At 71.3% G+C, this 20565-nt stretch carries 12 protein-coding genes and 1 tRNA gene; 8 read left to right on the top strand and 5 right to left on the bottom strand.

Annotation, left to right across the window (positions count from 1 at the left end; all coding sequences use genetic code 11):
- Positions 1-3 precede the first annotated feature (3 nt).
- Both C4K88_RS02945 and C4K88_RS02940 read left to right on the top strand, forming a co-directional pair.
- Positions 4-3366 (top strand): ATP-dependent helicase, encoded by a 3363-nt coding sequence (locus C4K88_RS02945; RefSeq protein ID WP_146065596.1) that lies wholly within the window; start codon positions 4-6, stop codon positions 3364-3366.
- Positions 3363-6800 (top strand): ATP-dependent helicase, encoded by a 3438-nt coding sequence (locus C4K88_RS02940; protein WP_241521669.1) that lies wholly within the window; start codon positions 3363-3365, stop codon positions 6798-6800. The genes C4K88_RS02945 and C4K88_RS02940 overlap by 4 nt, the downstream gene beginning before the upstream one ends.
- A 101-nt stretch (positions 6801-6901) precedes the next feature.
- Here C4K88_RS02940 and C4K88_RS18220 read toward each other — a convergent pair whose 3' ends face one another.
- Positions 6902-8476: a phosphotransferase gene (locus C4K88_RS18220; RefSeq protein ID WP_438502319.1), complete on the bottom strand. Its 1575-nt coding sequence runs from the start codon at positions 8474-8476 to the stop codon at positions 6902-6904.
- A 161-nt stretch (positions 8477-8637) separates the two neighbouring features.
- Here C4K88_RS18220 and nudC point away from each other — a divergent pair, with 161 nt between their 5' ends.
- From nudC to C4K88_RS02920, 3 genes are read left to right on the top strand one after another with little or no spacing between them, the layout of a single operon-like run.
- Complete coding sequence (gene nudC, locus C4K88_RS02930) at positions 8638-9594, top strand: NAD(+) diphosphatase (protein WP_104120103.1); 957 nt, start codon at positions 8638-8640, stop codon at positions 9592-9594.
- Positions 9546-11699 carry an ATP-dependent DNA helicase UvrD2 gene (locus C4K88_RS02925; RefSeq protein ID WP_104120102.1) on the top strand — a complete coding sequence of 718 codons (2154 nt, stop codon included), beginning with the start codon at positions 9546-9548 and terminating at the stop codon, positions 11697-11699. Before nudC ends, C4K88_RS02925 begins: the two co-directional genes overlap by 49 nt.
- A 3-nt stretch (positions 11700-11702) precedes the next feature.
- Positions 11703-12269 carry a M48 metallopeptidase family protein gene (locus C4K88_RS02920; protein ID WP_104120101.1) on the top strand — a complete coding sequence of 189 codons (567 nt, stop codon included), beginning with the start codon at positions 11703-11705 and terminating at the stop codon, positions 12267-12269.
- Here the strand turns inward: C4K88_RS02920 and C4K88_RS02915 are convergent.
- Positions 12266-13708: a zinc-dependent metalloprotease gene (locus tag C4K88_RS02915; protein ID WP_104120312.1), complete on the bottom strand. Its 1443-nt coding sequence runs from the start codon at positions 13706-13708 to the stop codon at positions 12266-12268. The two genes, C4K88_RS02920 and C4K88_RS02915, sit on opposite strands and share 4 nt — an antisense overlap.
- A 354-nt stretch (positions 13709-14062) precedes the next feature.
- Here C4K88_RS02915 and C4K88_RS02910 point away from each other — a divergent pair, with 354 nt between their 5' ends.
- The 3 genes from C4K88_RS02910 to C4K88_RS02900 all read left to right on the top strand — a co-directional run bounded on the left by C4K88_RS02910 (position 14063) and on the right by C4K88_RS02900 (position 18580).
- A complete protein-coding gene (locus tag C4K88_RS02910) occupies positions 14063-15157 on the top strand; it encodes a YlbL family protein (protein ID WP_241521668.1) in 1095 nt (364 codons plus the stop codon).
- Between the two features lie 327 nt (positions 15158-15484).
- The gene (locus C4K88_RS02905; RefSeq protein ID WP_277621630.1) at positions 15485-18439 is read left to right on the top strand and encodes a UPF0182 family membrane protein; all 2955 of its coding nucleotides are present in this window, start codon (positions 15485-15487) and stop codon (positions 18437-18439) included.
- A 67-nt stretch (positions 18440-18506) separates the two neighbouring features.
- Positions 18507-18580 (top strand) — tRNA-Met (locus tag C4K88_RS02900).
- Between the two features lie 54 nt (positions 18581-18634).
- On the opposite strand, the gene C4K88_RS02895 is transcribed toward C4K88_RS02900, so the two are convergent.
- The 3 genes from C4K88_RS02895 to C4K88_RS02885 are packed head-to-tail and all read right to left on the bottom strand — an operon-like array spanning position 18635 to position 20302.
- The gene (locus C4K88_RS02895; RefSeq protein ID WP_104120099.1) at positions 18635-19036 is read right to left on the bottom strand and encodes a hypothetical protein; all 402 of its coding nucleotides are present in this window, start codon (positions 19034-19036) and stop codon (positions 18635-18637) included.
- Positions 19026-19628, bottom strand: coding sequence for an Asp23/Gls24 family envelope stress response protein (locus tag C4K88_RS02890; RefSeq protein WP_104120098.1), 603 nt, complete (start codon positions 19626-19628; stop codon positions 19026-19028). Before C4K88_RS02890 ends, C4K88_RS02895 begins: the two co-directional genes overlap by 11 nt.
- Positions 19619-20302: an RNA polymerase sigma factor gene (locus C4K88_RS02885; RefSeq protein WP_206604331.1), complete on the bottom strand. Its 684-nt coding sequence runs from the start codon at positions 20300-20302 to the stop codon at positions 19619-19621. Before C4K88_RS02885 ends, C4K88_RS02890 begins: the two co-directional genes overlap by 10 nt.
- Positions 20303-20565: the final 263 nt, after the last annotated feature.

The following is a 20565-nucleotide window of genomic DNA, read 5'->3' as shown; positions in this document are numbered from 1 at the left end:
CGCATGACCAGCACTCTCCCTGACGCCCAGCCGGCGGCCCCCGGTGGGGGTAGGTCCATGGTTGCCCCGACCCCCGAGGAGGGGTACGACGCCGTACTGCGGTCACTGACGGACGTGACCGGGCAGGTGCTTGTCCTCGGCGCGCCGGGCAGCGGCAAGTCCTCGCTGCTCACCGACCTCGCCGTCGCCCGCATCGGGTCGGGCGCCGTGGTCCCGGAGGGGCTGCTCCTCCTCGGGCCCACCCGTGCGGCCTCGACGCGGCTCCGGGACGAGCTGACCGCCACCCTCGACCGCAGCATCAGCACGGCTCCCGCCCGCACCTGGGCGTCCTACGCCTTCGACCTCATCCGCCGGGCCAGGGCCGAGGGTCGCACCCCCGCCATCACCCGTGCACCGAGGCTGCTGTCGGGCGCCGAACAGGACCTCATCATCAAGGAACTCCTCTCCGGGCACGGACGCGACGGCGCTCCCGCGCTCGACTGGCCCTCCGGCCTCGCCCTCGCCCTGCCGACGCGCGGTTTCCGGCAGGAGATCCGCGACCTCTTCGACCGCGTGAGCGAGTACGGGGTGCCCGCCGAGGACCTCGCGGCCTGGGGGGAGCGGTTCGACCGCCCGGACTGGGTCGCGGCGGCTGCGCTCTATCGCGAATACCGCGACGTCCTCGACCTCCGCATGCCCGAGGCCTTCGACCCGGCCGGGATCCTCACCGCCGCCCGCGAGATCCTCGAGACGGACCGCGAGTTCCTCGACCGTGAGCGGGACCGCCTGCAGCTGATCCTCGTCGATGACTACCAGGAGGCGAACCCCGCCATCCACGCCCTGCTCGGGCTCATCGGCGCAGGCAACGACGTCGTGATCACCTCCTGCCCCGACACCGTGGCGCAGGGCTTCCGCGGGGCGCGCCCCGAGCTGACCGGGCGCCTGTCCACCCTCCTCCGCCGCGGTGGCGGCCTGACCACGGTGACCCTCCCCGGATCGCTGACCCTGCGAGGCCCGCTCGCCGGGGCATGGAGCAACGTGGCCGCCCGCATCGCGACCCCGGGGATCAGCACGGCCTACCGGAACCTGGACGGCGGCTCCGACGCCGCGCCCGCCCGGGGTGCCCGGCCGAACGACGCCCCGGCCGACGGCACGGACGACGCCCCGGCCGACGGCACGACGGCGGACGGGCCGGCCATGTCCGCCCACGTCCTTGACAGCGCGTTCCACGAACAGCGATTCATCACCCAGCGCGTGCTCGAGGCGCACCTGTTCGGGGAACGCAGCCTCGACGACATCGCGGTCATCGTCCGCAACGGGGCGCAGGTCTCCGCGGTGCAGCGGTTCCTCACCGCCCAGGGCATCGCCGTGAACGTCCCCGCCGCCGAGACCGCGATCCGCGAGGAACCGGCCGTCCGCCCCCTGCTGGAGCTCTTCGCGGTCGTCGTGGGCCGCGCGGAACTCGACACGGAGCTGTGCATCTCCCTGCTCACGTCCCGGATCGGCGGAGCGGGCAGCCTCGATCTCCGCCGCCTGCGTCAGATCCTCCGGCGGACGGAGCTGCAGGAGGGCGGGGGGCGCACGAGCGACGAACTCCTCTCCGCCCTGTTCTCGGCGCCGGAGCAGATCGCCGCCCTCCCGTCGGAGGGGGCTCCGGTCCGGCGTCTGGCCCGCATGCTGGACGCTGGACGCTCTGCGGCCGCCGACCCCGCCCGCGATCCCGAGACCGTCCTGTGGGCGCTCTGGTCCGCGTCCGGACTCGCCCAGCAGTGGTCGGCCGCAGCCCTGTCCGAGGGGCCGTCCTCGACCCGCGCGGACCGCGACCTCGACGCGATGATGGCCCTCTTCCACACCGCGGAGCGCTTTGTGGAGCAGATGCCCGGCGCCGATCCGGAACTGTTCCTCGACTACATCCTCAGCCAGGACATCCCCATGGACACGCTGACCTCGCGCATCGCCCGGCAGGCGTCGGTGTCGGTCCTCACCCCCGCGAGCGCCGCCGGCCGCCACTGGCCGCTCGTGATCGTGGCGGGCGTCCAGGACGGCGTCTGGCCGAACCTCCGGCTGCGCGGGGAACTCCTCGGCTCCGGCGAGCTGCGGGCGCTGCTGGATTACGGGGAATCGTTCCGCAGCAACCGTGACCCCGTGTCCCTGCTGCAGGACATCCGGTTCGACGAGCTGCGGACCTTCTCGCTCGCCGTCTCCCGGGCCACTGAGGAGCTGGTGTGCTGCGCCGTCTCGTCCCAGGACGAGCAGCCCTCGCCGTTCCTCGACGTGCTCGACCCCCTGCCGCCCGGGACCCCGGTCCGGCCCCGGACCGAGGTCCTGCGTCCCGTCACGCTCCGCGCGCTCGTCGCCGAGCTGCGGAAGTTCGCGCAGGACCCGCAGGCCAGCCCCGCCCTGTCCCGGGAGGCGACCCGGCACCTCGGGCGGATGGCGGTCCTGGAGCCACCGGTGCCGGGCGCTCATCCTGCCCAGTGGTGGGGTGTGCTCGGCATGACGAGCGAGGACCCGGTGGTGCCCGCGGACCAGCCGATCCCGGTCTCGCCGTCGAAGGTCGAATCCGTGCTCGCCTCGCCCCTGAGCTGGTTCGTGTCCGCGGCCGGCGGGGAGCGGACCACCGACTTCGCCCGGTCCCTCGGCACGCTCGTCCACCAGATCGCGCAGGACCTGCCGGAGGCCACCGGCGACGAGTACGTCCGGGAGCTCGAGCGGCGCTGGCCGCAGCTGGGGATCAAGGACACCTGGGAGGGCCGGTCCGATTTCCGGCGCGCCGAGACCATGGTGCGGAAGCTCGCCGCCTACGTCCTCTCCATGCGCAAGGACGGACGGAGCCTGCTGGCCACGGAGGTGGACTTCGCAGTGGACCTCGAGGTCCGCCTCGCGGACGCCCAACGGCTCGTGCGCCTGCGCGGGCAGATCGACCGGCTCGAGATCGACGCCGAGGGCCGCTTCGTCGTCGTCGATCTCAAGACGGGCAAGAGTTCGCCCGCCGTCGCGGACATCCCGCGCCACCCGCAGCTCGCCGCCTACCAGACGGCCCTCGCCGAGGGGGCGCAGCTCGGGGGCCAGGGCGGGGACGGCACCCCGCCCGCCGACGACGCCGAGAACGCCACGGAGGCAGTGACGTCCGAACCCACGCCCCCCGGGGGCGCGGCCCTGGTTCAGCTGGGGACGAAGGCCAAGGGCGTGGCCGTGCAGGTGCAGCCCCCGGTCGGCCAGGAAGACACCTGGGCGAGGACGATGATCGAGGACGCCGCCGCGCTCATGTCCGCTGCGACGTTCGACACCATCCACGATCCCCGCCGGTCGGGGTTCGGCGGCAGCGGGTGCCGGTTGCCCGAGGTCTGCCCCCTGTGCGAAGAAGGAAAGCAGGTGACGCAGTGACCACCACTGCACGATCGGCGGCGCGGTACTCGGCCCGGCGGCTGGCGGAGCTGCTGCACACGGACCCGGACGCTCCCGTCCAGTACCCCACCGACGACCAGGCGCGTGTCATCGAGGCACCCCTGGAGCCGCTGCTGGTCATCGCCGGCGCGGGCTCCGGCAAGACCAAGACCATGGCCGACCGGGTCGTGTGGCTCGTGGCCAACGACCTCGTGCGCCCCGAGCAGGTGCTCGGCGTCACGTTCACGCGCAAGGCCGCCGGGGAACTGGCGTCCAGGGTCCGGCAGCGGCTGGTCCAGCTCTACGCGGCTCTCGCGCAGGATGCCCCCGCGTCGGCCGGTGGGGACGCGCTGGACCGGCTCGACCCCGCGATCTCCACGTACCACTCCTTCGCGAACGGGATCGTCCAGGACTACGGGCTGCGGATCGGCGTGGAGCGCGATTCGGTGATGCTCGGTACCGCCCAGTCGTGGCGGCTCGCGCACGCCGTCGTCGAGGCGTACGACGGCGACTGGGAGCACTTCACGGCCGCGAAGAGCACGCTCGTGAAGGCGGTGCTCGACATGGCGGGGGAGTGCGCCGAACACCTGGTCAGCCCGGCGACGGTCCGGAACGAGCTCCGCCGCCACATCGAGCACGTGGCAGCGCGGCCCTACGTCGCGGGATCGGGCAGGGCTGCGACGCAGAAGGTCCAGGAGTTGCTGGACAAGCTGCGCACCCGCATCACCGTCACCGAACTGGCCGAGGACTACGCGGCCGCGAAACTCGCGCGGCGGCAGCTCGACTTCGGCGACCTCGTCTCGCTCGCGGCGAGGATCGCCCGCGACATCCCGGAGGCAGGCGCCATGGAACGCGACAAGTACCGGGTGGTGCTGCTCGACGAGTTCCAGGACACCTCCCATGCCCAGATGGTCCTGTTCTCGCGGCTCTTCGCGGACGGGCGGTCCGTCACCGCCGTCGGTGACCCCCACCAGTCCATCTACGGCTTCCGGGGGGCGTCCGCGGGACAGCTCGGCACCTTCCGTACCGCGTTCCCGCGGGTGACCCCCGAGGGCCGGACGCCGTCGGAGGTGGCACATCTGTCCGTGGCCTGGCGGAACGCGACCTCCATCCTCGAGGCCGCGAACACGGTGTCGGCTCCCCTCAACGTGCCGGCGCCGTGGCTCCGCAACACCGCGGTCCAGCAGGTCCCCGGCCTCGTCGCGCGGCCAGGGGCGCCCCTCGGCGAGGTGCTGCTGGGACGGTTCCTCACGGATGCGCCCGCCGCCGGGTCCGCCCCGGACGTCCCCGCGGGGAAGGACACACCGCCACCGGCCGTCCCGCCGGCCCTCAGCGAGGCCGAGGCCGTGGCCCGCGAGGTCCTGAGGCAGCGCCGGCGCACCTTCGAGACCGACGACGACGGGTCCCCGCTCCGGCCCACCATGGCGGTGCTGTGCCGGGGCCGCAAGCAGTTCGAGCCGATCCGGCGCGAGCTCGAGCGTGCCGGCATCCCGGTGCAGGTCGTCGGGCTCGGCGGCCTCCTGCGGACCCCGGAGATCGTCGACCTGCTCGCCACCCTGCGCGTCCTCGGCGACCCGGACCGTTCCGATTCGATGCTGCGTCTGCTGTCCGGCGCGCGGTGGCGGCTCGGCCCCGCGGACCTGATGGCGCTCGGGGACTGGTCACGGCAGCTCGCGCGGACCCGCGAGGCCATGTTCCGCCGGGGCAGCCGGCCCGACGGCGGACCCGGCGACGAGCTCGACCGCGAGCAGGGCCGGGACACCGTCGTGGCCCCCGACCTGGCCGAGGCGGGGAGCCTGGTCGAGGCCGTCGACTACCTCCCGCCCGCCGACTGGGTGTCGTCGGCCGGCAGGACCCTGAGCGGAACGGCCCGGCAGCGCCTCGAGGTGCTGCGCCGCGAACTGCGCGGACTCCGGAGCTTCGTGGGCGACGACCTCGGCAGCATGATCGGGGAGGTCGAGCGCACGATCCTGCTGGACATCGAGGTTGCCGCGAAACCCGGCGTGAGCATCCACGAGGCACGCCGTAACCTCGACGCCTTCACGGAGGCGGTCGCCGGCTTCGTGTCCACCGCGGAGCGCGTCGACCTCCCGGCGTTCCTCGCCTGGCTCGAGGCGGCGGACCAGGAGGAGGACGGGCTGCCGGTGACGCAGCTCGAGGCCAGCCGGGACGCGGTCCAGCTCCTGACCGTGCACGCGTCGAAGGGCCTGGAGTGGGATGTGGTGTTCGTGCCGGGCCTCAACGACGGCTCGTTCCCGAGCGGCAAGGACTCCCGCTGGAGCAGCGGCGACTCCGCCATTCCCTGGCCCCTGCGCGGCGACGCCCCCGAACTGCCGCAGTGGGACTGGGAGCAGCAGGACCAGAAGGAATGGCTGGGCAGCGAGAAGGAGTTCACCGACGAGGCACGGGCGCACACGGAACGCGAGGAACGGCGCCTCGCCTACGTGGCCTTCACCCGGGCGAAGCACGCCCTGGTGTGCACGTCGTCCGCGTGGGGCGGCGGGCGGTCGAAACCGTCGGCGCCGTCACCCTACCTGACGGCCCTCGTGGCGCTCGCCGACGCCGGGGTGGCCGGCATCGTCCTGCCGCACTGGCTCCCGGACGGCGACGAGGGGGACGCGAACCCGGCGAACGCGAGCCCAGAGCGGGCGCAGTGGCCGTTCGATCCCCTCGGCGCCCGGCGGCCGTCCATGGAGCGTGCCGCCGAGGCGGTCCTCGAGCAGGCCGGCGCCCCGGACCCGGAAGGGGAGCCCGACGGCGGCCGCTGGGGCCGGGAGGTCCGGCTCGCGCTGGCCCGGCAGGCCCGGGAACGGGAACGCATCCCCCTCGCCCTGCCGTCGCACATCTCCGCCTCGACCCTGGTGGAACTGCGGGAGGACGCCGCGGCCGTCATGCAGCAGCTGCGGCGGCCGCTTCCCCGGCAACCGGGGTCCGCCGCCCGCAAGGGCACGGCGTTCCACGCCTGGATCGAGGAGTTCTACGGGGCCGGCGGGATGCTCGATCTCGGCGAGTACCCCGGCGGTGCCGACGCCTACGTCGACGAGACCCTCGGGCTGACGGACATGGCCGCGATCTTCGAGCAGTCCGAGTGGGCCCTGCGGGAGCCCGCCGCCATCGAGGCCCCCATCGAGACGAAGATCGGCGGCATCGTGGTGCGCGGCCGGATCGATGCGGTGTTCCGTGACGCCGACGGCGGCTGGGACCTGATCGACTGGAAGACGGGGCGGCCGCCGTCCCCGGACCGGCGTGCCGCCAAGGCCGTCCAGCTCGCCGTGTACCGGCTCGCGTGGTCGCGGCTGAAGGAGGTGCCGCTCGAGAAGGTCCGCGCGGCGTTCTTCTACGTCGCCGCCAACCTGGTGGTGCGACCCCACGATCTCGCCGACGCCGGGGAACTCGAGAGGATCATCCAGGCAGCCGGCCCGGCGGGCTCCTGACGGTCTCCGGACCAGGCAGGTTCAGCGGCGGGACTGGGACCGGCCGACTCCCGACGGATCCAGGGTCCGGCCGACTCCCGACGCTTCCCCGTGCGGAGAAGTCAGCGGCGGGACTGGATGATCGGCAGGGAGGTGGTGGCGACGTCGTCCGAGGACCCTGTGCCGGGGTCGGTGCCGTTCAGCACCGTGACCTTCGACGAGGTCACGGCAGGGCGCTGACGGCCTGCTGTGAGGCGTGCATGGGCCAGTGAGGACCCCGAGGGGGAGCCGTGGTCGCGGTGCCGCTCGTCGTCGTCGGTCTGCGGCCCACGGAGGTGTGTCCGGTTGGCTGCGGCCTTGGGGTCGAAGCGGTGGCTGCCGGTGCGCTCGGCGCCTGCGGAGCCGCCCCCTGGGCCATTCGTAGAGCCGTCTGGATCCAGGGATCCGGTGTGTCCCGTCGGACGCTCGGGGCCGGTGGCGGGGGATCCCCCGGCCGGGTCGTCTCGCCGGTCCTCGGAAGCGGGATCGCCGGCTGCCGGATCGAGCGCAGGGCGCTCCACGATATGACGAAGATCACCACTGCCGGCCTCGCTGTCCCCGCCTTCGCCACCGCCCGCCTCGCCGCCGTTGGTCGGGCGCGGCGCTGCGTCGTCGGCGCCGGACCATCCTGTCTCCGGTGCGTCCCCGTCTCCCGGCGCGGGGTGATCGTCGTCCGCGTCCGTGCCCAGTTCGTCGCCCCATTCGAGGCGCTGCTCGTGTTCGTGCCGGGCCCGTTCCGCAGCCTCGTGCTGTTCGCGTTCGATCGACTCGACGTCGGCCTCGAGCGTGGCGAGCATGTCCTCGGCCTCGTCGATCATGACGGCGTCCTCGAGGGCGATCCCCCGGACCAGCCACTGCGCCAGGGCGAACTCCGCAGCGAGGGCCGCCCGCCGGGACAGGTGGGGGTCGACGGCGGTGGACCGCGCGGCGGCGTAGGCCGCGTAGACGGCGTCGACGAACGCGGTGTCCTCCGCTGCGGCGAGCCAGGCGAAGTCCTCGGCGGGGTCGCCGACGCACAGGTCGGTCCAGCCGGTGACGGCCGAGACGCGGCCGGCGGCGACGAGGAGATGGTCCTCGTGGAGATCGCCGTGGACCACGGTCGGGCTGAACCGCCACAGGGCCACGTCCTCGAGGGCGTGTTCCCAGCGGCGCAGCAGGATGGAGGGGATCTTCCCGGTGGTGGCGGCCTGGTCCAGTTCGTTCAGCTTGCGCTGACGGTATTCGTCGGCCTCGTACCCGGGCAGGTCGGCGCGCTGCACCATCTCCGGTGGCAGGGTGTGGATCGCGGCGATCACCCGGCCGAGTTCCTGCGCCATCGTCGACCCGCCGGCGGTGAGGGCGTCGAGGGGGCGGGTGGTGCCGGCCAGGTGCGAGTACACGAACGTGCTCAGCTCGCCCTGGCGGACACTGCCGGCCATGTGCGGGATGAGGAAGGGCAGCTCCGCCTTGATGGCGGGCGTGAAGGCGCGCAGGGCCTGCAACTCGGTCTCGAGGCGCATGCTCGCCTCCGCGTGCCGGGGCGAGCGGACCCTCCACTGCTTCCCTGCGTCGTCGACCAGCAGGGCGGAGTCGAAGTCCGCGGCGTCGTCAGGGGCGCCGGCGACGCCGGTCGGAGCGAGGCCAGGTACTGCGGCGCTGGCGATGGCTGCAAGTTCCATGGGTGTCCGTTTCACAAGATCAACCGTAGGGCGTTTCGCTTCCGGCCGCTCGCACGAGTGCGGCGAGTCGCTGGATGACCACTCGTGCAGGGCCCCGCACTACTCCTCCACCGGGGGCCCCGGGAATGGGTTTTGGGAGTGCAAGAACGTACCGTGGAACCATGACCGATCCACTTCGGACCCTCGTGCTCCCTCCCCTCGGATCGCTGCCACTGTCGCGTGCCGCCTCGGACCGGGATGGCGACGCCCGGGCCGCCGAACACTTCCTCGACGACCTCTGGGCCTCCGCGGACACGCGGGTCCTGCCGATGGTCCGTGGGAAGGCCCCGGTCGTCGATGGCGCCCTCCGCCTCCTCGGCCCGGCTGATATCGCCCGCCCTGACGTGACCGTCTATCTCGGCCGCGTCGACGAAGGGTTCGCTGACGCCGGGCGGCGGGTCGTCCTGGCCGTCCTGGACGAGGAGGACGCCGCCGTCGCGCCCCCCGACCAGTGGTTCGGGCTGCGCGAGATCGCCGCATCGCTCGATGCGCGCGACACCGGGTTTTTCGTGGCGGGGGCCGCGGTCGCGAACTGGCACGCGACCCACACGCACTGCCCACGCTGCGGCGCCCGCACGGTCCTCAGTCACGCCGGCTGGGTGCGCCGGTGCCTGCGGGACGGGTCCGAGCACTACCCGCGCACCGACCCCGCCATCATCGTCTCCATCATCGACGACGACGACCGCATCCTGCTCGGCTCCGCGGTCGCCTGGCCCGAAGGCCGCTACTCGACGCTCGCGGGCTTCGTCGAACCGGGCGAGTCCCTCGAGGGGGCCGTCGTGCGCGAGGTCGGGGAGGAATCCGGGATCGAGGTCCGGTCCCCGGAGTACCTGGGATCCCAGCCCTGGCCGTTCCCTGCGTCCCTCATGCTCGGCTTCACCGCGCGGGCAGCGACCACGGACGCCGTGCCCGACGGCGAGGAGATGCGGTCGCTGCGGTGGTTCACCCGGGAACAGCTCTTCGCCGAGGTCCGCGACGAGACGATCGTCGTGGCCGGCGGTGTCTCCATCGCGCGGGCCATGATCGAGCGATGGTACGGCGGACCGCTGGACGAGGAGCCATCGGAGGCGCGCCCCTAGTGTCAGGACAACTGCTCGAGGACAGCATCCTCGAGGGACTCGATGACGAACAGCGGACGGTGGCCAGCACCCTCTCCGGGCCGCTGTGCGTGCTCGCGGGAGCGGGGACGGGGAAGACCCGTGCCATCACCCACCGCATCGCGTACGGCGTGCACACCGGGGTCTACAAGCCGCAGCAGGTCCTCGCCGTGACCTTCACCGCGCGCGCCGCGGCGGAGATGCGCACGCGGCTCCGCGATCTCGGGGCCGGCGGGGTCCAGGCGCGGACCTTCCATGCGGCGGCGCTCCGGCAGCTGCAGTACTTCTGGCCGCAGGCCGTCGGCGGCCCCCTGCCGGCCCTCGTGGACCACAAGGCCCAGCTGATCGCGGAGTCGGCCCGCCGCCTGCGCCTGTCCACCGACCGCGCCGCGATCCGCGACGTCGCCGCGGAGATCGAATGGGCCAAGGTCTCGATGCTCACCCCCGACGCCTACACGGCGGCCGCCGTGGGCAGGGCCGAACCGGCCGGCATGGACCTCATCACGGTGTCCCGGATCTTCTCGGCCTACGAGGACCTGAAGATCGACCGCAACCTCATCGACTTCGAGGACGTCCTGCTGACGACGGTCGCCATCCTCGAGGAGGACGAGAAGGTGGCGGCGACGGTGCGCGCCCAGTACCGCCAGTTCGTGGTCGACGAGTACCAGGACGTCTCCCCGCTCCAGCAGCGCCTGCTCGACCTGTGGCTCGGCGAGCGCCGCGACCTGTGCGTGGTGGGCGACGCCAGCCAGACCATCTACTCCTTCACGGGGGCCACCTCACGCCACCTGCTCGACTTCACCAAGCGCTACGAGGGCGCCCAGGTGGTCCGGCTGGTGCGCGACTACCGCTCCACGCCCCAGGTGGTGCGCGCCGCCAACACGCTGCTCGCCGCCCGTGGGACCGGGGTGGACCGGCGTTCGGGTGACACCACGTGGTCCGCGCCGCTCGAACTCGTGGCGCAGCGCCCCGCCGGGCCCGAGCCGGTCTACACGGAATGCACCGACGACGACGCCGAGGCGGCGGAGTGCGCCCGGCGCATCGGCATCCTGCTGGGGCAGGGCGTCAAGGCGAGCGAGATCGCCATCCTCTACCGCACGAACGGGCAGTCCGAGGCCTACGAGCAGGCGCTGGCCAGCGCAGGCATCGGGTATCAGCTGCGCGGCGGGGAGCGGTTCTTCCAGCGGCGCGAGGTCCGCGACGGGCTGCTGCAGCTCCGGGCCGCGGCACGCACGCAGGGCGACGCCGACGTCCCGCAGCAGGTCCGTGACGTCCTCGCGTCCCTCGGCTACACCTCGGTCGCCCCCCAGAACTCCGGGGCCGTCCGGGAGAAGTGGGAATCGCTGGCCGCCCTCGTGGGGCTCGCCGACGAGCTCAGCAGGGTGCGCGGTGAGGCCTTCACCCTGCAGACGTTCGTCGCCGAACTCGAGGAACGGGCTGCGGCGCAGCATGCCCCGACCGTGGAGGGCGTGACCCTGGCATCCCTCCACTCCGCGAAGGGCCTCGAGTGGGACGCCGTCTTCCTCGTGGGGCTGAGCGAGGGGCTCATGCCGATCTCGTTCGCCGACACCCAGGAGGGCGTCGACGAGGAACGCCGGCTGCTGTACGTGGGGATCACGCGTGCGCGGATCCACCTGTCGATGTCCTGGTCCACCTCGCGTTCCCCGGGCGGACGCGCCACGAGGAAGCCCTCGCGTTTCCTCGACGCCCTGCGGCCGGGGACCGCCGGCCAGGCGTCCTTCCGTCAGCCCCGGGCGAAGACTCCCCGCAAGTCCTCCGCGCCGGCGGTCTGCCGCGTGTGCAGACGCCCACTTCTCACCGGTGCCGAGCGCAAGATCGGTCGCTGCAGCGACTGCCCGGCCACCTACGAGGAGGAGACGTTCGAGGCCCTGCGCGCCTGGCGGCTCGCCGAGTCGAAGGAGAAGGACGTCCCCGCCTTCGTCGTGTTCACCGATGCCACCCTCGTGGCCATCGCCGAGGCTCGGCCGCAGACCCTGGACGAGCTGGGCGAGCTCGCGGGCATCGGGTCCGCGAAGCTCGAGCGTTACGGCGAGGCCGTCCTGGAGATCATCAGTGATACGGCCTGAGACGTGACACGTCCTGAGAGCGGTGGGTCGGGGGACCCTGCGCGGCTCCCCGTCGAGGTCAGGCGATCGGCGCGGCGCAAGCGCACGGTGAGCGCGGACATCCGCGACGGAGTGCTGCGTGTCTCGATCCCGGGACACTTCTCGCCCAGCCAGGAGCGGCAGTGGGTGGAGCGCATGGTGGAGCGGATGTCCGCGAAGTACCTCGTGCAGCCCGCTGCCGAGGGCGAGACCGCGCTGCGGCGGCGGGCCGAGTCGCTCGCGCGGCAATACCTCGGCGGCAGGGGGGTGCCGGCCACGATCGGCTGGGTGACGAACCAGACCACGCGGTGGGCGTCGGCCACCCCGGCCCACCGCTCCATCCGCCTCTCACACAGGCTGCAGGGCATGCCCGCGTGGGTGGTCGACTACGTGATCCTGCACGAGATGGCCCACCTGATCGAACCCTCGCACAATGCCGCGTTCTGGGACCTCCTCACGTCCTACCCGAGCACAGGGACCGCCAAGGCGTTCCTCGACGGCGCCGCCTTCGCCGCACACCGTAACCTCACGGGAGCGCCGGAGGAATACTAGGAGCGCGGGTCGCCCGGGGTGCCGTCGTCGGACCCGCCGTCAGGTCCGGTGTCGTCGGACCCGCCGTCGGACCCGCCGTCCGGCGTGCCGTCGTCGGAGCCGGTCGGGGACGTCGCCTCGCCGTCCGCCTCGACCGCGGCGTTGCCGTCGGTTTCCTCGAAGCCACCGGACAGGAGCCGCTGGAGGGCCGCGTCGACGTCGGCGTCCGAGGAGTCCAGCAGCCTCCGGCGCCCGGCGAAGCCGGCGGGATCGTCGAGGTCCTCGGCGGTCGGCAGGAGATCGGGGTGCTGCCACAGGGCGTCGCGTCCCTCGATGCCGCGCTCCTCGGTCAGCAGGGACCACAGGGCCGCGGCCTCACGCAGCCGGCGCGGCCTCAGCTCGAGTCCCACCAGCGAGGCGAACGCGTGCTCTGCCGGACCGCCCGTGGCCCGGCGGCGCCGCAGCATCTCGCGCAGGGCGCCCGCCGACGGCAGATTCGCCGCCGCTGCGGCGGTCATCTCGTCCACCCAGCCCTCCACGAGGGCGAGGGTGGTCTCGAGCCGGACGAGCGCGGCGTCCTGCTCCGGCGTCTTCTCGGGCATGAACACACCCTGCGACAGGGCGCCCTGGAGGCTCTCGGGGTTGGTGGGATCGATGTCGCGGGCGGCTTCCTCGATCTTGCCCATGTCGATGTGGATGCCCCGCGCGTAGCGCTCGATGCTGCCGAGGAGGTGGCCCGTGAGCCAGGGAATGTGCGTGAAGAGCCGTGCGTGCGCCGCCTCGCGCACCGCGAGGAACAGCTGGACCTCCTGTTCGGGGATGTCGAGTCCGGCGCCGAATGCCGCGACGTTGGCGGGGAGGAGGGCCATCCGCCCGTCGGCGAGGGGTACGCCGATGTCCGTGGACCCGATGACGTCCTTCGACAGCGCGCCCACGGCCTGTCCGAGCTGCATGCCGAACATCGCGCCGCCCACGTTCTGGAGCATCGAGGCCGGTCCGCCCATCATGCCCATCATCGACTTCATCTCGTCGGGGAGTTGCCCCGTGATGGCGTCGGAGAGGGCCTTCGCGATGCTCGTCGCGACGGGTTCGGTGAGCCGCCGCCAGGTGGCCATGGTCGCCTCGACCCATTCGGCGCGGGACCACGCACGGCCGAGCTGCCCGGTGCTCGGGAATTCGGTGACGGGGTCGAGCCACAGCTCGGCGAGTTTCAGGGCCTCGTCGACACTCCGGCGCTGGAGCGAGGTGACCGAGGGATCGTTGTCCGACGCCGCCACCCGGCGCGCCTGCTCGTGCGCCATCTGCCAGTTCACGGGCCCCTCGCTCGGGGCGGAGAACATCGCCTGGACCTGTTGCATCATCATCGCCATCGCCGCAGGATCGGAGGGCAGCCCGGCCGCCTTCGCGATCTCCTGGGGGTCGAAACCCCCGGCCCCGCCGCCGAACATCTTGGCCAGCATCTCGGACAGCGGGTCCTGGGGCGCGTCGTCGTCGTTCGAGGGGTTGGATGGGTTGGTCACTGATACCACCGGTCCTGGGAGTAGCTCGGGTCCGGCAGGAGGAGGGTCCCACTCCCGCCGGCTGTTGGGAACACGCTACCGGCACGGCGTCACCGCTGTCCCTCACGCCGCCGACCGTTCGCTGAGGGCAAAGCCCACCCGGGTGCGCCACGGCGGTCCGGACCGCCCGGGGGAGGGTCGGCGGAAAATGCCCGGGCGGCTCCAGGATCGACGGCGGTCGGAGCGTCTACTCTGGGTAAGCCGGGAGGCGCTGATGGCGCCGAAGCACGGCACGCGCCTACAGAGAGAAGCACAGTGACGCAGCCTGTCCACGTCGAGACGTACAGCCCCGAGGAGTCCGCCCGGCCGAGGGACCCGCGTTTCCGGGCCATGGTCGTGTCCGGGAGCCTCGCCGTCGTCCTGTGCGCGGCCGCCGTGCTGCTGCCGTCCCCGTACATCATCGAGTCGCCCGGCCCGACCTTCAACACCATTGGTGAGATCGACGGACGGCCGCTCATCGAGGTGGAGGGCAGGGAGAGTTTCCTTCCGGAGGGCGAGCTCGATCTGACGACCGTCCTCGTCAGTGGTGGCCCGAACGGCCAGGTGAACGTCCTCGACACCTTCCGGGCCTGGGTGGATCCGGACGCGGACGTCCTGCCCGAGCAGCTGGTGTACCCGGAGGGGACCACCCCGTCCGACGTGCAGGAGCGGAACGCCGTCGCCATGACGTCGTCGCAGGAGGCGGCGATCGCCGCGGCGCTCTCCCACGAGGGGATCGCCTACACCGAGGAACTCGCCGTCGCCGGACTGGCGGACGATTCCGCGGCGGAGGGCATCCTGGAGGTCGGGGACATCCTGCGCACCGTCGACGGGCGCGAGATCGACACCATCGAGACCCTCCGCCAGTCCCTGGCCGACGCGAAGGGCGCCGAGGCCACCCTGGGGATCGTCCGGGACGGTGCGGCGACGGATGTCCGGGTGACCCCGAAGGAGTCGGCCGAGGGCGAGTTCCAGCTGGGCGTCCTGCTCGCCTCCACGTTCGAGTTCCCCTTCGACGTGTCCATCCAGCTCGACAACGTGGGCGGCCCCTCCGCCGGCACCATGTTCGCCCTCGGGATCATCGACACCCTGACGGAGGGCGACCTCACGGGCGGCAGGCACTTCGCGGGCACCGGCACGATCGACTCCTCCGGCGTCGTCGGTCCGATCGGGGGGATCGCGCAGAAACTCGTCGGAGCCCGCTCTGCTGGAGCGGACTTCTTCCTCGCACCCGCCGACAACTGCGACGAGGTCGTGGGCAACATCCCGGACGGACTGACGGTCGTGAAGGTCGGGACGCTCGACGACGCCGTCGACGCCGTCGAGACGCTGGGTGCCGGAGGTGACCCCGCCGCAGTGCCCTCCTGCTGACCGGCCGGAACCCTGCTGACCGGCCGGAACCCGGCGCCCGCACCGCTCGGACGGCGGCCACAACACGGTTCGGTGACGATCCCGGCCCTGCCCGCCCGGAGCGGGAACCTAATTGGTCGGGCCGAGCGTGAACAGGGCAGAATGAAATCACGAAGGGCGTGACGGCACGCTCCCCCATCTTGTGCCCGGCAGGGGAGCGGTACCGAAGACCGGTCGGCGTGACCCGCAGCAGCCAACGATGAGGTAGATGTGACATCCGGACCAGACCGTCCATTCGGCAGTAGCCCGAGCCCAGCACGTGGAACCACCAGCAGGCGACGCAGTCCGCTGATCCCGACGATCATCGTCGTGGCGGTGATCGTCATCGCCTTCGTCTACCTGTCCCAGGTCTACGCGGACGTGCTCTGGTACAACCAGCTCGGGTTCCTCGAGGTCTTCGTGACCGAGAACCTGACGCGTATCGTCCTCTTCGTCGTCGCGTTCCTCCTCATGGCGGCAGCGGTGTACTTCAGCCTGCGCATCGCGTTCCGCAACAGGCCCATCTACGCGCCGGACAGCGCCATCCAGGACAACCTCAACCGGTATCAGGCGCAGCTCGAACCGATCCGGCGCCTGCTGATGCTCGGCATCCCCGTGGTCCTCGGAGCCTTCGCGGGCACGGCGGCGTCCTCCCAGTGGCAGCAGGTCCTGCTGTTCATCAACCAGGAGCCGTTCAACCGCCAGGATCCGGAGTTCGGCCTCGACTACGCCTACTACATGTTCACGCTGCCGTTCCTGAACTTCGTGATCGGGTTCCTGATCAGCGTGGTCATCATCAGCGCCATCGCGACGGTCCTCACGCACTACCTCTACGGCGGCATCCGCCTGGAGGAGAAGGGCCTCTTCACGACGAAGGCGGCCCGGGTGCAGATCGCCGTCGTCGCGGCCCTCTTCCTGCTGCTGCAGGGCCTCAACTACTGGCTCGACCGCTACGACACGCTGCTGAACCAGGGCACGTGGGCCGGCGCGCTCTACACGGACGTCAACGCCGTCATCCCGACGAAGGCCATCCTCGCGGTCGCCGCAGTCATCGTCGCCGCCCTGTTCGTCGCCTCGGCGTTCGTGGGCCGCTGGCGGCTGCCGCTGATCGGCACCGCGATGCTCATCATCACGGCCCTGCTCGCGGGCGGGGTGTATCCGTCGCTCGTGCAGCGCTTCCAGGTGCGTCCCTCCGAGCTCAGCCTCGAGGAGCAGTACATCGAACGGAACATCCAGCTCACGCGGGAGGCCTACGGACTCGACCAGGTCGACGTCGCGGCGTATGCGCCGGAATCGATCCCGGCGGCAGGCGCCCTGGGTGCTGACGGCGAGACCACCGCCAACATCCGCCTGCTCGACCCGAACCTCGTCTCCGACGCCTTCAGCCAGCTCCAGCAGTTCCGCCAGTACTACCAGTTCCCGGAGACCCTCAACGTCGACCGGTACGAGATCGACGGCGAGGTCCAGGACACGGTGATCGCCGTCCGTGAACTGGACACCAATGGTGTGCCGGACGGCTGGGTCAACGAGCACGTCTTCTACACGCACGGCTACGGTGTGGTGGCCGCGGCCGGTTCGACGGTCGAGCCCGACGGCCGCCCGTCCTTCCTGCAGTCCGGAATCCCGTCCACCGGGGTGCTGGGTGACGAGTCCACCTACGAGCCGCGCATCTACTTCGGCGAGGATTCCCCCGAGTACTCGGTCGTGGGCGCGCCGGAGGGACAGGCCCCGGCCGAGATCGATCGGCCCCAGAACGAGAACTCCGACGCCGAGTCCCGGACGACCTTCAGCGGCGACGGCGGACCGAACGTCGGCAACATGTTCAACCGCCTCGTCTATGCCCTGAAGTTCCAGTCCACGGACCTGCTGCTCTCCAACCAGGTCAACAGCGATTCGCAGATCCTCTACGACCGCGATCCCGTGGACCGCATCCGCAAGGTCGCCCCGTACCTGACGCTCGACGGCAACAGCTACCCGGCGATCGTGGACGGTCGCGTGAAGTGGATCATCGACGGCTACACCACCAGCGCCAATTTCCCGTACTCGATGCAGCAGGAACTCGAGCAGGCCACCCAGGACGCGCAGACCGCCGAGGGCCTGGCGACCGCGCTCCCCGCGGAGCGCGTCAACTACATCAGGAACGCCGTGAAGGCCACGGTGGACGCCTATGACGGCTCCGTGACCCTGTACGCGTGGGACGACCAGGACCCGGTCCTGAAGTCCTGGCAGAACGTGTACCCGACCTCCCTCAAGCCCTACAGCGAGATGTCGGCCGACCTCATGGCCCACGTGCGCTACCCGGAGGATCTTTTCAAGGTGCAGCGTGAACTCCTGGCGCGCTACCACGTCACCGACACCGACGCGTTCTACAACAACAGTGAGGCGTGGAGCGTCCCGGCGGACCCGGGGGAGGCCTCGGACAGCGCGACGACGGCGTCGACCCCGCGGCAGCCGCCGTTCTACCTCACCCTCCAGATGCCCGACCAGGAGCAGGCGGCGTTCTCCCTGACGACGCCGTTCATCCCCTACGTCCCCGTCGGCCAGACGCCGCGGAACGTGCTGTACGGCTTCCTCGCCGCCAACGGCGACGCCGGCACGGGCGAGGACGGCGTGAAGAACGAGAACTACGGCAAGCTGACCCTGCTCGACAGCTCCGGCCAGGACTCCGTGGTCGGCCCCGGACAGGCCCAGAACCTCTTCAACTCGGACACGACCGTCTCGCAGGAGCTCAACCTGCTCCGGCAGGGCGCCTCCGAGGTCATCAACGGCAACCTCCTCACCCTGCCCATCGGCGGCGGGATCGCCTACGTCCAGCCCGTGTACGTGCAGTCCTCGGGCAGTTCGTCCTTCCCGGTCCTGCGGCGGGTCCTGGTCAGCTTCGGCGAGACCGTCGGGTTCGCGCCGACCCTCGCCGAGGCCCTGGACCAGGTGTTCGGCGGCAATTCGGGAGCCACGACCGGCGACCAGGACAACGTCGGGGAGACCCCGGCCGACCCGGCCGCCCCTCCGGTGGAGGGCGAGGGAGCGACGCCGTCGCCCACCCCCGCTCCGACCGACCCCGCCGCTCCGGACGGTGCGACCGGGGACCCGGCCGCCGACCTGCGGGCGGCGCTGAGCGATGCGAACGACGCCATCGAGGCAGGCAACGCAGCACTCGAAGCCGGGGACTTCGCCGCCTACGGTCAGGCCCAGGACCGGCTGGAGCAGGCCATCCAGCGGGCACTCGACGCCGAGGAGCGCGCCGCCGCAGCGGGCGGTCAGTAGCCGGACCACCCCGGGCAGCCGCTCGATTTGCTTCTCCACCCCGCGGCCGGTAACGTTAGTTACACGCCGCGGGGTGGAGCAGTTCGGTAGCTCGCTGGGCTCATAACCCAGAGGTCACAGGTTCAAATCCTGTCCCCGCAACGAAAGAGAAGTCCGGTCCACCACCTGGTGGGCCGGACTTCTTGCTTTTCCGGGTCAGGAGGCCGGGGCGCCTTCGATGGCGAGGATGGTGACGTCGATGTGGCCGACCGACAGTCCGCTCGCCCGGATGACCTCGGCAGCGACTTCCTGCGTTTCGCGGGCCAGGCCGAGCGCCGGGTTCGAGATGCTCGTTGCCAGGTCCATGTGCAGGGTGAGGACATTGCCGGTGAAGGAGAGAACCAGCCCATCGCGGATGGCGACGGTCGGGGATGGGGTGCCGTGCCGGAGGTTCCGGTGGAGGTGTCCGACCGATGCGACCTTCCAGCGCGTCATGGTACTGCGCAGGGTCGGTTCCAGGCGGATGACGCCCGGGTGGTTGCCGAGCGTGGTGCTGAGAGTGTCGGCGATGGAGTCGAGGTCGACGATCCGCGCGTCGAAGGGCTGCTCACGCGTCATAGAGATCCTCCACGCCGATGTCGATCTGTTGCATGGTGATCGCCGTCTGGGCCTGCACGATAGTGCCGACCCGTTCGCGTAGCAGGGTCATGGTGGCGGGTATCCTCACCTGCGAGGAAAGCGCAACGGTGAGCGTGATGCGCACGTCCCCGCCATCGACGACGCCCGCTGATGACGGACCTCCTGGTGAGGACTGCGGTGTCGGGCTGCGGAGAACAGTGCATCGACGAGCGCGGACGCCGGGCAGGGTGGACGCAGCGAAGCGGATCAAGTCGTTGAGTGCCTGCTCGCTGATGTCGATGGTCCCCAGAGGCGTCGTGGCAAGGGGGACACGCCGGCTGCGTCGGACCTCTGCCCGGGCGACCGCCATGATCGCCTCGCGCACGCGACTGCTTGGTCGCTGGGCTGCGTCGCCGCGGTCACGCTCGCGCATGGACCTGGTCACTGCTTCGAGGTGGTCGAGGGCGGCGCGTGCGCTCTGACAGTCCCGGCAGGAACGTTCGTGAATGGTGGCCGGCTGGTCGATGGATGCCCAGACATCATCGATGAGCCGTCCGCACCCCAGTCGAGGCTTCCCCCCGTTCATCGCCATGATTGCATCCCTTCTGCGAGAATCCGTCTGGCCCGTGCGATGCGCCCTCGAACCGTGCTCTCCGGTAGGTGCACGATCGTCGCGATCTCGGTGTAGGAGAACTCGTGGACGTCGCGCAGCAGCCAGCAGGCACGAGGTCCGGCGGGGACTGCCTGGAGCAGGCCGGTGAGGGCCCGCATCTGCGCTTCCGCCTCGTAGCGCAACGCCGGGTCCTGGCAGAGTCCACCGCAGGTATCCCCCTGGTGTCGGGGGTCGGCCTCTCCCCACGCGAAAGCGTCGTGCGAGCCAGCGGGCACGGATCCGTCGTCGAAGGCGTCGGGGTGGGCCGGGTGGCGTCTGCGGCTGCGAAGCAGGTTGAAGCACTTGTTCGTGGCTACACGGTAGAGCCAGGGAATGAACGACTGCGGGGCGGCAAGGTCCGGGAGGCTCCGCCGGGCGGCGATGAACGTCTCCTGCACTATGTCCTCGGCTTCCGCACGATCACCGAGCATCCTCAGAGCCAGCCGGAAGACTCCGCCTTCATGGGCGGAGAGTAGCCATTCGAACGCGGAGACGTCCCCGTTCTGCGCTCGGGCGACGATCGTGGCCTGGTCGAGATCATGCAGTGCCGGTCCTGCTCCTGCCTGATGCCCGGGCGCCCCGATAGCAGGCGCCGCACGGGACGTGCACTGCACGGATCCAGCGCGCGGCCCGGCGCCCCGTTCGGACTCCGGTCCGGAGGCCGGGGCATATCCCCGTGATGATTCCGGCTGGGAGGCAGTCCGGTCGGATGCCATGGTCTGCGCCCCCTTCCCCCAACACTGCAGTCGGTCCCTGCAGTTGCGGCCTGTCGGCGTGGTGCTCAGCATAGGGGGAGCAATGCGCGGCGAACAGTCATCCGAACGGCGAATTCCGCTGCGTGCTGATGGCGCTCACTCGGTGTCGGACAGTTCATGCT

It is taken from the genome of Arthrobacter pityocampae (assembly GCF_002927275.1).
Taxonomy (GTDB): domain Bacteria; phylum Actinomycetota; class Actinomycetes; order Actinomycetales; family Micrococcaceae; genus Arthrobacter_D; species Arthrobacter_D pityocampae.
Note: the sequence above shows the minus strand (reverse complement) of the source record. Positions and strands in the feature narration are given on the sequence as shown.

Bases quoted from the DNA above. Each gene is read 5' to 3' on its own strand.
- C4K88_RS18220 (WP_438502319.1), bottom strand. From the start codon at position 8,476: ATGGAACTTGCAGCCATCGCCAGCGCCGCAGTACCTGGCCTCGCTCCG.
- nudC (WP_104120103.1), top strand. From the start codon at position 8,638: ATGACCGATCCACTTCGGACCCTCGTGCTCCCTCCCCTCGGATCGCTG.
- C4K88_RS02895 (WP_104120099.1), bottom strand. From the start codon at position 19,036: ATGACGCGTGAGCAGCCCTTCGACGCGCGGATCGTCGACCTCGACTCC.
- C4K88_RS02945 (WP_146065596.1), top strand. From the start codon at position 4: ATGACCAGCACTCTCCCTGACGCCCAGCCGGCGGCCCCCGGTGGGGGT.
- C4K88_RS02890 (WP_104120098.1), bottom strand. From the start codon at position 19,628: ATGGCGATGAACGGGGGGAAGCCTCGACTGGGGTGCGGACGGCTCATC.
- C4K88_RS02925 (WP_104120102.1), top strand. From the start codon at position 9,546: ATGGTACGGCGGACCGCTGGACGAGGAGCCATCGGAGGCGCGCCCCTA.
- C4K88_RS02915 (WP_104120312.1), bottom strand. From the start codon at position 13,708: ATGCTGGCCAAGATGTTCGGCGGCGGGGCCGGGGGTTTCGACCCCCAG.